This window comes from Methylobacterium gnaphalii (assembly GCF_007992215.1).
Taxonomy (GTDB): Bacteria; Pseudomonadota; Alphaproteobacteria; order Rhizobiales; family Beijerinckiaceae; genus Methylobacterium; species Methylobacterium gnaphalii.
Genome location: NZ_BJZV01000024.1, coordinates 19,262 through 32,551 on the forward strand (window position 1 = coordinate 19,262; position 13,290 = coordinate 32,551).

Sequence of the window (13,290 nt, forward strand, 5' to 3'; positions counted from 1 at the left end):
GGCCGCCGAGACCGCCGCTCCTGCACAGGGATCGCCGCCCGGATCGTGAATCAGGGTTCCAGCAATCGGTGCAGGTGCACGATGAAGTAGCGCATCAGCGCATTGTCGACGGTGGACTGCGCCTTGGCGCGCCAGGCGATCTGCGCTGAGGCAAAATCTGGGAAGATGCCGACGATGTCGAGGCCCTTCACATCGGTGAAGCGCACGCCGTCGAGGTTCTCCAGTTCGCCACCGAAGACGAGGTGGAGTTTCTGCGAACTGTCGATCGTAGTGGTCACGCGTCTCTCCTGGCACCCCGGGTGTGATCCCGCCTGGCAAGGCAGGAGCCGTGCCGCGGTTCGCAAAGGCGACGGCGAGCGTCAACCCGGACTCGCGCGGGACGGGCCTGCAAATGCAGGCTTAGAACAAAGATCCCTGCTTCGCTGTCGATGGCTTGGCGGGACGGACCTTGGTGCCGCCGGGAGAGCGCTTTCTGAGCGAGGGTGTGTCGTCTTCCTCCGCCGTCTCGGGCCGAGCCATGACGGCACCATCGGCGAATTGTAGCTGCAGCCGCGGGGCGAGCCCTGCGAGGGACGCGCTACGCACAGGTGACCCGTCCTCCTCGCGCACCAGCGCGTAGCCGCGGGCGAGCACGCCGCGATAGCTCAAGGCACCGAGCAGGCCGCCGAGCGCGTCGAGCCGGTCACGGCGGCGCTCGATCATCCGATGCAGCGCCGTGCGCGGGCGGTCATCGATCCGCGCGAGGCGCCCGCGCGCATCCGCCAGCGCGACGGCGGGCGAGCGCCGGGCAAGGCGATCCGTGAGGCGGGTCAGGCGCTCGCGGTGGTCGCGGGCGTTCGCGGCGAGCGCCGGCGCGAGCCGCGCCTCGGCGAGGTCGAGGCGCTGGCGCTTGGCTGCGAGGAAAGAATCCGGGTCCGGCATCGCCCGGACGAGGGCACGCAGGTCCAACCGCTCCCGCTCAACGCGACGCAGGATGGTGCCGCGCTGCCGGGCGCCGAGATCGTGGATCTCGTCCAGCAGGTCGGCGCGTACCGGCACGGCCATCTCGGCCGCACCTGTCGGCGTCGGCGCGCGGCGGTCGGCGACGAAGTCGATCAGTGTGGTGTCGGTCTCATGGCCGACGGCCGAGATCAGCGGAATGGCGCTCCCGGCGGCGGCACGCACCACCGCCTCCTCGTTGAAGGCCCAGAGATCCTCGATGGAGCCCCCGCCCCGGGCGACGATCAGCACGTCCGGCCGTGGAATGTTCCCGCGCGGATGCAGCGCGTTGAAGCCGCGGATGGCGGCGGCGATCTCGTCCGCTGCTCCCTCCCCCTGCACGCGCACCGGCCAGACCACGACCGGGCGCGGAAACCGGTCCTGTAGCCGGTGAAGGATGTCGCGGATGACTGCGCCGGTGGGCGAAGTAACGATCCCAATGACGCGCGGCAGGTACGGGATCGCGCGTTTGCGCTCGGGCGCGAACAGGCCTTCGGCCGCGAGCAGCCGCTTGCGCTCTTCCAGCAATGCCATCCAGGCGCCGATTCCAGCCGGCTCCATCGAGTCGACGACGATCTGATAGGAGGACTTGCCGGCGAAGGTGGTAATCTTGCCGGTGACAAGAACTTCAAGTCCCTCCTTCGGCTTCTGACGCAGGCGCCCGAGCACGCCTTTCCAGACCACGGCGTCGATCTTAGCGGTGCCGTCCTTGAGGGAGAAATAGGCGTGGCCCGAGCCGTGCGGTCCGCGATAGCCGGAAATCTCGCCTCTCAGCCGGACATGGCCGAACGCGTCCTCCAGCGTTCGCTTGAGGGCCGAAGCGAGATCGCCGACGGACCATTCAGGCGCGTTGGACTGGAGGTGCGAGGAAGGCGGCGTCTCCGCATCGAGCGGGTGCCGCGCCTGAGGCGGGGGGACGAGAGGCATCCGGGAAGGCTAAAGCCAAGCCCGAGCCAGGGCAATTTCAACGAATGTCAGAACAGGCCGGAGAGCAGCAGAATGGCGCCGAGCGCCGGAGCGACAGCGATGCCGATCGCCCATTGCCAAGCCTGCGAACCTCGGGGACCGCGGTTGTCATTGGCTGGGTGCATGCCGGCACGACGTCCAACGACGTAATGCGATACCCGTACCCTATCCGGCCGCGAAGCGGCCGCGGATTGAGGGACGTTGATGCGGCAGAGGGGCATAGCTCCAGACAACGTGCGGGAGCGTTCTGCCGTTCCGCCGTTGCGACCGGATCTTCCACCGACCACTCGGCCGTCCGGCGGAGTGCGCAGCCCTGATATCTCCGTCGAGCCCTTCACGTTGCGCATGGCGTCGTTTCCGTCATTGGCCGAGTGCCGCGGCAAAGCTCGGCCAATTCTGCGACAGGCCGACCAGGGTGAGGCTGACGACGAAGACGAAGCGATGCATGGTCGAAATTTCCGTGCGGTTAAGCTGATGACGCGGAAAGTGCCCGCAGGTTCCCAATGCTCCCGGCATCTTGGCGCCAGGCCGTCTCCGATGCTCGCTCGTGCGATATTTCCAATCGTCGTTGCTTGCCTCGGGCTCGTCGTGCCGGCGGACGCGCACGGCGCTGGCGCGATGTGTCCTGCCTTCCTGGCGAGCGCGCGGAGCCTGGTCCTCGTGACCGCTGACACCATGGAAACGGCGCGGGCGCGGATCAGGCTGTTCGAGCGCAGCGGGCCGTCAGTCGCCTGGCAGCCCATTGGAAGGGCCGAACCGGCGGTCGTCGGTGAGAACGGGCTGGCCTGGGGAGACACGTTTCGCGGGATGGCGAAGGCCGGTGAGGCGGTGAAGACCGAGGGCGATCGGCGCACGCCGGCCGGCATCTACCGGATCGGGCGCAGCTTCGGTGCCGCACCGAGTGCGCGTCCCGGGCATCTCGTGCTGCGCCCGGGCCGATCGATCTGCGTCGATGACCCCGCTTCGCCCGCCTACAACACCATTCTGTCCCCTGCCCCCGGCGCGACGCTGCGCGGAGAGGATATGGGCGCGGAGCGGCTGTATCGGCGCGGCCTCGTCATCGATTACCCGAGCGATGCCGGCCGGCGCGCGGGCTCCTGCATCTTCCTCCATGTCTGGCGTGGGCCGGCGAATGGCACGGCCGGCTGTGTGGCGCTGCCGGAGCCGCGTGTCGCCGCCCTCCAGGAGCTGTCGGGACGCGGCGCCGTGATCGCGATCCTTCCCAAACGCGCACTGGATCGATTCGAGGGCTGTCTGCCCGACGGGATCCGCTGATCGTCTATGGCTCGATCGGCGCCCTGCGGCAGCAGCCGACATAATCGCCGTGCACCCAGCCGCTCGGGCCACCGCGCAGCCTGACATTCACCCAGATCCCCTGCCGGCCAATGACGCTGAACAACGCCTCCGGCCCGAGCTTGGCGATGCGGTACCCTCCCTGACCACTCGGCAGGCTGCGAAGTGCCACCCAGTTGTCGCCGGTCGGATCCAGCCGGATCGGATGGCTGAACATGCCGAAGCGTGCCACCGGCGCCGGCTCGGGCGGCGGCAGCGCGTTCGCGACGGGCGCGGGCGGACGCATCAGCGTGCTCGCCGGCGGCGGATAGACGATGGAGGATGGCGGTGTCTTGAGCCCCTGGGACGAGGGCATCTGTGCCGGTGAGGGGAGAATTGCCTGTGGCGGCGCCGGGTCTGGCGGGCGGGCTGCCACGGCAGACGAGATTCCCTGCGGCTTCGGGCTCACGGTCGCCGGCGCGACCGCAGGAGGGGCTGCCGCATCAGTGCTCGCCAGCGAGACGAAGCGAGCGCCGCGCACCTCGTTGTAATAGGCTGGGACCTGCTTGTGCGGCACGGTCTCGGCGAGCCGGGCGACTTCGTCGCGCACGCTCTCGCCGAGATCGATCAGGTTCAGTCCGGGCTTCCTGATCTGCTGCACGAAAATCCGGGTGAAGACCGAATTCGGGTTCGGATCGGAGCCCGGCAGCTTCTCCAGCGCCTGCTGGCCGGCGCCGGCCGCGTAGAGCGAGAAGACACCGTCGGCGGGTTCGGTGCGGGCGAGACCGGCATCCTGCCCGATGGCGCGGGTGCCGTTCCTTGGAAACGGGTTGTTGCGGCAGGCGTCGATCACCATCACGACGACCCGAGCGCCCCGCTGGCGAAGCGCCGCGCTGAGATCGGCTTCGGCCAGCGACCGGCTCCGCGCGAGCATCTCCTGGCCCGCCTCCACCGCCGGGATGTCCGAGGGGAGCAGGTAGTTGGTGCCCTGAATGGCGATGCCGTGGCCAGCGAAATAGACGAGCGCCGTATCCCCCGGCTGAACCTGATCGGCGAAGATGCTGAAGCGGCGCAGGAAGTTTTCCTGCGTCACCGCATGCGAGAGCAAGGTTACGCGGAAGCCGAGGCCCTGCAGCGTGTCTCCCACCGCCTGTGCATCGGCTGGCGGCCGGGCGAGCTGGGCATCCTGTCCGAGGTTCTGATAGCTGCCGACCCCAACCACGAAGGCGAGGCGTTCCGCTGCCCCCGCAGGTGCCGGCCAAAGAAACAGGGTGAGCAGGCCGATCAGGCCGACACGGCGCATGAACTCCGCTCCGGCACGGCGGTGGTTGGATGGGAGCAGGATATCCGGCGGCGTGAGGGCTGCCAATGTGAGCTTGGCCGACCTGTTTGCACGTGCCGTCATTCCGGGACCGCGAAGCGAAGCCCGGAACCGACCCGTGATGCCTCGCCGTGCCTCAGCCGAAGCCAGTCGTGAATTGCCCGCCTTTGACCCCCCTCTTCTGATCCCGGTTCGCCTTCGGGCCCTGCGATGATGGTGCAAGGGCAGGAGTTCACGCCGGACACCCGAAGAACATGGCGTAGGCATCCTCGCTCACGCGGCCGAGTGCCTCTCGACAGGTGGCGTAGGCGGTGTGGCCGGGGGCGATGCGGCCGTAGGAATCGGGCGGCACCGCCAATTCTCGCTCGGGGATCAGCGCCAGCGGACAGGCGGCCGGGGTCAGGTGGGAGCCGCGGCCCGAATGCAGTGTCGTAAGAACCCCGTACATCTCGCCGCGGATCGTCGGCCGGCACAGCATCGCGATGCGGTACTGCCCCTGCCAATTGGTCACGAGATAGATCTGCCCGGAGAGGTTCGGCACCGAGACGAAGCCGCTCTGCGCGAAGGGCGCGTCGATCCGCTCTGCCTCGCGAAAGGCGAGCCGCGCCGTCTCCGGCTCCCACGCAATCTCGGTGCGATAGGCAAAGATCGCATCCAGCGCGCCGAAGGACGGCCGCAAGGTGAGATAGCGCCCCTCCAGCCAGGAGACGCCCTCGCGGGAATAGGCGCCGAGCTCTTCCGGCGCATGACGTGGCGACGGGGCGGCCGCCTCCCGTGTGGCGGGCTCGCGCAGGGGAACGCCCAGTGCCTCTTCGAGCCGGATGGTGGTGGCCAAGGTGAAGGGGCGGCGGCCCGACAGCGCCTTCTCCAGGGTCGAGATGCTGATGCGCGCCTCGTCGGCGAGGGTCTGGCGGGAGATGCGCCGACGCGCGAGCGCCTCCCTGACGGCCTGCGCGATGGCCCGGCTCTGGGCCTCGGGCAGCTCGGCGTCCGATCCTGGCATGGTCCCCTTCCGGTTATGCGGACAGATCCGCACGAATCCGGACAGAATGGCAAGGACCAAGGTTCTGGCTCGGATGCCCGCCGGACATTGGCCCAGGATCCGTCAGCGCGGCTTCGTGTCCGCTAGCGGCGGTGTGCTCAACGGAGCCCGACGCTGTTGGCTCGCCTGCTCGAACGCGAAGCCGAGCCCGAGCAGCTTGCCGTCCTCCCAGGGCCGGCCGAGCAGGTCGAGGCCGACCGGCACGCCGAGCGGCGCCTGCTCCGTCGGTGCGGAGAATCCGGCGGGGAGGTCGAGCGCCGGGTAGCCGGTGAGCCCGGCAATGATGCCATTGCGATCCGACTGATTCAGCTCTCCGATCGGCACCACCAGACGCTTCTGGAGCGGGTAGACCAGGGCGTCGAGACGCTCTTTGTCGAACACCTCGGCGACATGGGCGCGGAAGGCGGCGATCCGTTCGAGGCGCGCCTTGTATTCCGGCTCCTGTAATCCGTCGCGGCGAGCCTCGGCGCCAGTGATGAACTTTTCGAGGGCCGCCTTGTGGAACTGTCCCGAGGCGATGATGCCGGCAAGATCCTTCTGCGGCGCATTCGGGATCGCCGCGAGATAGGCGTTGAACAGAGTTTTGAACTCGTAGGTCTGGACGTCGTCCTCTGCGTTCAGCCGGTCGGCCTCGAAGGCGGGATCGTCGATGTCGACCAGCGTCGCACCGGCCTTCTCCAGGGTGGCCAGCGCCCCCTTCATGACCCGGTTGACCTCTTCATGCTCGGGCTTCGTGCCGAACAAAGGCTTCACGACGCCGAGGCGTGCGCCCTTGAGGGCGTCAGGCTTCAGGAAAGCTGCGTAGTCCTTCGCGGCTTTGCCCGAGGCCGCTGCGGAAGCGGGATCGTCGGGATCAGTGCCGGCCATGGCCTGCAGGAGCGCAGCCGCATCCGCCACGCTGCGGGTGATCGGGCCGACGGCATCCTGGGTCTTCGAGACCGGCATGATGCCGTTGAGGCTGATGAGCCCCTGCGTCGCGCGCAGGCCGACGAGGTTGTTGGCCGATGCCGGCGAGCGGATCGAGTTCACCGTGTCGCTGCCGGTCCCGGCCAGCGCGAAATTCGCGGCGACGGCAGCACCCGTGCCGCCGCTGGAGCCGCCAGGGGTGCGCGACGGGTCGTAGGGATTGCGCACCTGGCCGCCGATCGAGCTGACGGAGACGCCACCGAGGGCGAATTCCTGCATGTTGGCCTTGGCCAGGATGATCGCACCGGCCTTGCGCAGCCGCGCCACGACGAAGGCGTCCTTCGCGGGCCGGGCGCCGGTGAGCGACGCCGATCCGCCGGTCGTCGGCAACTCGGCAGTGTTGTAGTTGTCCTTGAGGACCACCGGCACGCAGGCAAGCGGCTCGGCGAGGCGACCATGGTCGCGGTCGACGGCGTCGGCCTGTGCCAGCGCGTCCTCGTCCACGGCTCTGATCGCGGCGAGTGCCGGACCCTTGGTGTCGTAGGCGGCGATGCGGCCGAGATAGCTTTGGACCAGGCCTCGGCAGGTCAGCGAGCCGTCCCTTAGCGCCGCATGGACGCTCGCAATGCTGGCTTCCTCGACCGTGAACCGGGGCTCGGCCCATGCAGGCCCTCCCAGATACGGAAGGGCCACGACGCCAATCACCAAGCTCTGCTTGATCGAGACACTCATCCGGCCACCTGAAATGGGAGTTGCGGCGCGCGGCGATGCGACGGGCCCGGAGCCGGACCATCGAGCGAACGCGTGTTCTGCCAAAGGGTTAGGGCCAGATTTGCGATAATGCAATCGAATTGAAGACAGCTCGGATTGCTTCGCGCGCCGCCCCCGGATGACAAACCGGGGAGGGCTTCCCACCTTCGCCGCAGGGGCGATCGAGACCGGACATGTTCCGGCAGGGACCAGCGACGACATCATGAAAAAGATCGGCTTTCTGTCGTTCGGGCATTGGTCGCCCAGCCCCCAGTCGCAGACGCGCTCGGCCTCGGACATTCTCCTGCAATCGATTGATCTGGCGGTCGCGGCCGAAGAACTCGGGGCCGACGGCGCATATTTCCGCGTGCACCATTTTGCCCGGCAACTGGCCTCGCCGTTTCCGCTGCTGGCTGCGGTCGGGGCAAGGACGAGCCGGATCGAGATCGGTACCGGCGTCATCGACATGCGCTACGAGAACCCGTTCTACATGGTCGAGGATGCCGGCGCGGCCGACCTGATCTCCGGCGGCCGCCTGCAGCTCGGCATCAGCCGGGGCTCGCCGGAGCAGGTGATCGACGGCTGGCGGCATTTCGGCTTTCAGCCGCAGGACGGCGAGAGCGATGCCGAGATGGGTCGCCGCCACGGCGAGACCTTCCTGGAACTGCTGCGCGGCCGGGGATTTGCCGAGCCAAATCCGTATCCGATGTTCCCCAACCCCCCGGGCCTGCTGCGGCTGGAGCCGCATTCGGACGGCTTGCGCGACCGGATCTGGTGGGGCGCCGCGTCGGATGCCACGGCGGTCTGGGCCGCGCAGCGGGGCATGAACCTGCAGAGCTCGACCCTGAAGAAGGACGAGAGCGGCGAGCCGCTGCACATCCAGCAGGCGGCCCAGATCCGGGGTTTTCGCGATGCATGGCGGGAGGCGGGGCACCAAAGGGAGCCGCGCGTCTCGGTCAGCCGGTCGATCTTCCCGATCGTCAACGAGGCCGACCGAGCCTATTTCGGGCGCAGCGGACAGGACAGGGATTCGATTGGAAACATCGACGCCGAGACCCGCGCGGTGTTCGGCCGGACCTACGCCGCCGAGCCGCCGGTACTGGTCGAACAGTTGAGGCAGGACGAGGCCATTGCCGAGGCGGATACCCTGCTGCTCACGATCCCCAACCAGCTCGGCGTCGCCTATTGTGCGCACGTGATCGAGGCAGTCCTGAAGCACGTCGCCCCGGCCCTGGGCTGGCGGCCCTGAACTGCGGACGACACTTTCAAAAGCTTCTCCCGTCGCGAACAGTCTGTGATGACGCGCTCGGCTCATGGGCATCAGCTCAAACCGGCTGCCCGCGAAATTAGATCTTTGGGTAGATCTCATTTGGCATGAGTTGCCTCGCGCCATCATCCGGCGCACCGTAATGTTGCGATGATTTCGCGACGCGGGTCGTCGGCGCTGAGAGTGTTTCACGCGTCCGAGGTATGGGCGGTTTCTTCGGTGGGAGCCGCCTGCGCTGCTGGGATGACGAAGGAGCGCAAATGGCGGGCCGCCTTCTGCGGTGCAAACGATGCCGTCAGCCGATCCTCAGCGATTCGCGCTGCTGCCCGCATTGCGCGGTGGCGCTGCCCGTCCGGCGGTTGGGCGCCGGTGCCGTCTTCGTCGCGGCGGTTCTGATTGCGGCGGCGGCTTGGCTGCTTCGATCCAACGGCACGCATGTCACGAATGGTGTCGCATCCATCGTGGACAGCACCACGACGGCGCTCAAGACCGCCGGCGGTTCTCGGTCTCGCTCTCAGCCCGGGCTGCCAGATTCGTTCGCAGACGCCTGCTCGTCGCGCGGCGGAACCGTCGTTGAAGTGGACAGCCGCGACGGCGCATCACTCCGGCGTTGCGCGCTTACGTTCGATGACACCGTCAGGTAACCAGAAATGGCGCCCATCCCTGCCACATGCAATTCGGTTTATCTTGGCGCTGTGCTCACAGAGGTGAGTATCTGCCGCCCGACGGGAGAATGAGAACGTGTTTCCGCGGTCGAAGGTGTACGTTGACTGAGTCGAGGGATGTCCATGTCCCAGCAATCTCCGCCGAAATCCGCTTTGTCGAAGCCCGAAAGCTTCATCTCCGAAACGTGGCGGCACCGTTTTTTTCGACGCTACGGGTGGGTGATCTGGCTGACGGCCGCCTGCGGTCTGCTCGGGCTCGGTGGGGTCATCTTTCTCGCTAGCCGGCAGCGGCCGACGGTCGAGCCGAGCCAGACGGTCGCGCTTCCGAAGACGAACGGCCCCGCGGCACCCCCATCCTCATCCCCATCTCCACCTGCGCCTTCACCGCCCCCGGCCCAGGTCCCAGCGAAGAGCGATCCATGGACACCCTGGAAGGCCGCCGAATCCCGCCGGGTGGTCGAAGAGGGGGCGTCCATCCCCGAACAAATCGCAGATCTGCCGCCCCCAGCGCTCGAGCCACAAGCCGAGCCGCCTGCCTCCTCTGCCGAGGCCGCTTCTCCTGAATCAACCGGCACCGCGAAGGCCGCCGAACCGGCAGATGCCGCGGCGCAAGCCCCGGGCAAGCCCGAGACGATCGGCTCCGGCGAAGACGCTAAGGATTCCGACTCGGATTCGCTGGTCCCAAGCGAGAAGATCCAGGAGGCCGACCGCTATCTCGGTCGCGGCCAGATCACCATCGCGCGCTACATCTACGAAGAGGCCTTCAAGGCCGGCGACGTCCTTGGCGCGATCGGTATGGCGAAGAGCTACGATCCCGCTCACCTGAAATCGATCCGGTCGCGCGCTGTCGGCAACAGCCAGAAAGCCGCCCTCTGGTACGGTCGGGCTGCCGAGATGAGCGCCCGAGTGCGAAGTCCCCGCGACCGCGCTGCGCCGTCCGAGTCCTCGAATGACGCCCGGTGAGGACTTCACCCATCAGGGCTGTTCCATGCGCTCAGCCTCCACAATCAGCCGCAACGGCCCCTGCGTCACCGCATCGAGAGGCCAGCAGGTGGAGAGGGCAAGGTGGCGTCCGGGTGCCTGCGGGTCGAGGCCGGATGCGTCCCAGCGGGCGACACGGCGCCCGGTGACGCGGAAGGTGACCGTCGTGCCGTCGGAGCGGGTGACAGTGACGGGATCGCCGGGCATCAGAGACCGGAGCACCGCGAATTGCGTGTCCCGATGCGCGGCGTAGACCGCCGTGCCGGGTTCGCCGGCCTGCGGAGTGCCCTCGACATGGCCGGGGCCGAAGGCGAGCGCCTGGCCGCTGCTGCCGGCCAGCGCGATGTAGCTCTCGCCGCCGAGCGTGAGACGCGCGACCGGCACGGTATCGGCCCAGGGCCAGGGCTTTTGGGGGTGGCCGCTCGCCAGGGTCTCGGCAAAGGCGCGCTCCAGGAGCACCTGCGCCAGGATCGCCTTGGCGGGGATCCAGGCGCCTTGAGCCGTCAGCGCGAGGCCGCAGACGATGAGAAGGGCGGCCGCAGCCGCCCTCCCCGTCTTCCCCTGTAGCAGGGCGCGCATCAGGCGAATCGGCGGGTGCGGGCGACGAGCAGGCCGAGGCCGAGCAGCGTCAGGCCGAGCCAGAGGCGGATCTCGAAATCCGTCGCCGTCTGAGGCAGGGTCACGGCCGGAGCGGCGGCGCGGCGCAGCTCGGTGCGGCGCTGGACCTTAGGCGGTGCGATTGGGCCGGCCCGCTCGCCGGCCGGCCCAAACACCTTCTCGAAGTCCCAGCCCGCCGGCAGGTTCAGCGGCAGCTCGGCCGAGGTGAGGCGCGCTCCGGCCGGACGGCGCGGCGTGGCGTCGATAGCGACGAGGCTGGTGAGCCGGGTCATCAGCTTATGGCCGAGCGCCAGCTTGAGGATTGCCGCATCGGCTGCGTCCGGGCTCATCTTGCCAGTGATGCGCGCGGTCTCGGCATCGCCGATCTTGGCCCGCGCCCAGGCCTTCGAAATGCCGGCGCCTTCGGGGGCGGAGGATAGGTCGAGGGTCTGGGTCCACGGCTTGTCGCCGATGCGCCCGCTGAGCGTCAGCGTGCCCCCTGCCCGCGGCAGCTTGGCCGAGAGTATCAGCGGCTCGCCGCGGTAGAGATCGGGCAGCAGGTCGGGCGTCACGTCCGCGCCGCCTTCGGAGAAAGTCGCGGTGAGGTCGGTAACGACCGGGCTTTCGAGCTTGGAGAACAGCTCGCGGGTACGCTCGGCGACCTGATCGATCGTGCTGATCTGGGTGTAGCTGCCACGGCCGAGCTCGGCCGCGTGCTGCATGAGATGGCCGTTCGGCGCCGAGCCGATGCCGACCATGAAGAGCCGCGAGCGGCCCCTCCCCGCCGCGATGGCGGAAAAGATCTGGTCCTCGTTGCCGATGGCGCCGTCGGTCAGGAAAACGACTTGGCGAATGGTGCTCGTATCCTCAGCGCTGGCATCCTTGAGAGCCGCCTGCAGCGGAGCCAGCATCTCGGTGCCACCGCTGGCTTCGAGCGCCGCGACATAGGCCTTGGCTCGGTCGAGGTGGGCCTGATCAGTAGGCACGGAGGCCGGAAACACGCTGTCCATGGTGTGGTCGAAGCGGATGACGTTGAAGCGATCGGCGGGGCCGAGGCGGTCGAGCGCGGCGAGCAAGCCGGCCTTGGCCTGGCGGATCGAGGTGCCGCCCATCGAGCCGGAATTGTCGATGACGAAGGTGACGTCGCGTGGGCTGCGCGGGCCGACCTTGCCCTCGGGCGGGGTCACCGCGACGAGGACATAAGCCTCGTTGCCGACATGCTCGCGGAAGAGGCCGACGGCCGGCGTCACGCTCGGGGTAGGCTTCCAGACCAGCTCGAAGTCGCTGTCGGCTGGAACCGGGCCGTCGGCGAGGCTGATGCTGCGGCTCTGTGGGCCGGTCTCCTCGATCTTGACCTTGTGGGTGTCGCTACGGAGCGCGCCGATGTCGAAGCCGGCTTTCAGGGTAACATTGACGGTGACCGGATTGACCGGCGCGTGCTTCGCCGAGACGAGGACCGGCGGGGTGATGCGCTGGCCGTCCGGCACCGGATCGGCGGCTGCCGTCGTGGTGCCCTCGCCGACGAGGTTCACCACCGGCGGGGCCGGGTTGTAGCGCGGTGCGACCACGAGGGGCACGCGCAGCGAATAGCGGTCGCCGGTATGGCGCACGGTCTGCTGGTACTCGATGCGCACCAGCACGGTCTCGCCGGGGCCGATATTGGCCACTGCGTTGGTGAAGACGTTGGGGCGCTCCTGCTCGGTGAGCGCCGCCGTCTTGCCCTCGCTCTTGGCCGCCTCGTAGTCCCGTTTGGCTTGGGCGCGCTCGCGGATGTCGGCGACGACGATGCGCTCGCCGATGACGAGCTTCATGCTGTCCACCGCCGCATCCTCCGGCAGGGGGTAGACATAGGTGCCCTCGACCCACTCCTTCGTGGTGTTGCGGAAGGCCTGGGTGACAACGGCACGAGCGGTCGGCCCGCTGACATCGACGGTGACGTCGGTCATCAGCCGCGGGGCGTCGACCGGGGCCGTGCCGTCGGGACCGCGCAGGACGAGCTCGCCGCTGCCCGGGGGAGGCGTCGCCGCTCGGCTCGCGCCAGGAATCGCGAACAGGGTGAGTAGTCCGAGGACGAGGGGGTCGAGCCGGGCGCCGCGCGGCGGCTTTCGCAAGCCGAGGGTGAGGCTGGGTGTCATGATAAAGCTCCGATCGTCCGGCAGCCGCGCCGGATTGATCGGAAGCGTCACGCAGGGGGCGATTCGCCGCCACGGGAAGTGTCACGCTTCTTCGGCCGTGGTCCGGACTGAGGCGGCGGAGCAGAGCGGATTGGTGCGGTGCCTGTGCGGGATCGTGCGGTTCCCACAAAAATCTCGGCGTCGTCCGGCCAGCGGCAGACTGTTTGAGTGCCGCTGCCGCGTTCTCCGGTCATCGCCTGGGGCAAACGAAGCCACCCCATTTCGTCCCACCGATATACCGCGCGCCTGCGCATTCTCGGGTTCGCACCAGAAGAACGGCAGCGAGTGCGGCCGTGACGGCGATGATCAGACATGTCGTTCGGTTCGGCATGGTGGCAATCGCGATATGGGCGATCGCCGAATGTTCCGCA

The 13,290-nt window shown here is 68.2% G+C and carries 11 protein-coding genes; 4 read left to right on the forward strand and 7 right to left on the reverse strand.

Annotated features, from left to right (window positions below; all coding sequences use genetic code 11):
• Positions 1-50 precede the first annotated feature (50 nt).
• Together MGN01_RS18305 and xseA are read right to left on the reverse strand one after the other, a co-directional pair.
• Entirely contained in the window at positions 51-278 is a 228-nt protein-coding gene (locus MGN01_RS18305; protein ID WP_147048270.1) for a DUF4170 domain-containing protein, read from the reverse strand.
• 121 nt (positions 279-399) lie between these two features.
• Complete coding sequence (gene xseA, locus MGN01_RS18310; RefSeq protein ID WP_147048271.1) at positions 400-1,905, reverse strand: exodeoxyribonuclease VII large subunit; 1,506 nt, start codon at positions 1,903-1,905, stop codon at positions 400-402.
• A gap of 699 nt (positions 1,906-2,604) precedes the next feature.
• Here xseA and MGN01_RS18320 point away from each other — a divergent pair.
• Entirely contained in the window at positions 2,605-3,219 is a 615-nt protein-coding gene (locus MGN01_RS18320) for a L,D-transpeptidase family protein (protein WP_147048273.1), read from the forward strand.
• A gap of 4 nt (positions 3,220-3,223) precedes the next feature.
• Here the strand turns inward: MGN01_RS18320 and MGN01_RS18325 are convergent, their stop codons facing one another.
• The 3 genes from MGN01_RS18325 to MGN01_RS18335 all read right to left on the reverse strand — a co-directional run bounded on the left by MGN01_RS18325 (position 3,224) and on the right by MGN01_RS18335 (position 7,217).
• The gene (locus MGN01_RS18325; RefSeq protein ID WP_238258583.1) at positions 3,224-4,621 is read right to left on the reverse strand and encodes a caspase family protein; all 1,398 of its coding nucleotides are present in this window, start codon (positions 4,619-4,621) and stop codon (positions 3,224-3,226) included.
• Positions 4,622-4,769: 148 nt separating this feature from the next.
• Positions 4,770-5,540 (reverse strand): helix-turn-helix domain-containing protein, encoded by a 771-nt coding sequence (locus tag MGN01_RS18330; protein WP_147048274.1) that lies wholly within the window; start codon positions 5,538-5,540, stop codon positions 4,770-4,772.
• Between the two features lie 102 nt (positions 5,541-5,642).
• Positions 5,643-7,217 (reverse strand): amidase family protein, encoded by a 1,575-nt coding sequence (locus tag MGN01_RS18335; RefSeq protein ID WP_174804604.1) that lies wholly within the window; start codon positions 7,215-7,217, stop codon positions 5,643-5,645.
• Between the two features lie 241 nt (positions 7,218-7,458).
• On the opposite strand from MGN01_RS18335, the gene MGN01_RS18340 reads away from it, so the two are divergent.
• The 3 genes from MGN01_RS18340 to MGN01_RS18350 all read left to right on the forward strand — a co-directional run bounded on the left by MGN01_RS18340 (position 7,459) and on the right by MGN01_RS18350 (position 10,130).
• Positions 7,459-8,484, forward strand: a complete 1,026-nt coding sequence (locus MGN01_RS18340; RefSeq protein WP_147048275.1) for an LLM class flavin-dependent oxidoreductase — start codon at positions 7,459-7,461, stop codon at positions 8,482-8,484.
• Positions 8,485-8,762: 278 nt separating this feature from the next.
• Positions 8,763-9,146, forward strand: a complete 384-nt coding sequence (locus MGN01_RS18345; protein ID WP_147048276.1) for a hypothetical protein — start codon at positions 8,763-8,765, stop codon at positions 9,144-9,146.
• Between the two features lie 144 nt (positions 9,147-9,290).
• The gene (locus MGN01_RS18350; protein ID WP_147048277.1) at positions 9,291-10,130 is read left to right on the forward strand and encodes a hypothetical protein; all 840 of its coding nucleotides are present in this window, start codon (positions 9,291-9,293) and stop codon (positions 10,128-10,130) included.
• Between the two features lie 12 nt (positions 10,131-10,142).
• Here MGN01_RS18350 and MGN01_RS18355 read toward each other — a convergent pair whose 3' ends face one another.
• Complete coding sequence (locus tag MGN01_RS18355; protein ID WP_147048278.1) at positions 10,143-10,727, reverse strand: class GN sortase; 585 nt, start codon at positions 10,725-10,727, stop codon at positions 10,143-10,145.
• Positions 10,727-12,880, reverse strand: a complete 2,154-nt coding sequence (locus MGN01_RS18360) for a marine proteobacterial sortase target protein (RefSeq protein ID WP_147048279.1) — start codon at positions 12,878-12,880, stop codon at positions 10,727-10,729. The genes MGN01_RS18355 and MGN01_RS18360 overlap by 1 nt, the downstream gene beginning before the upstream one ends.
• Positions 12,881-13,290 lie beyond the last annotated feature (410 nt).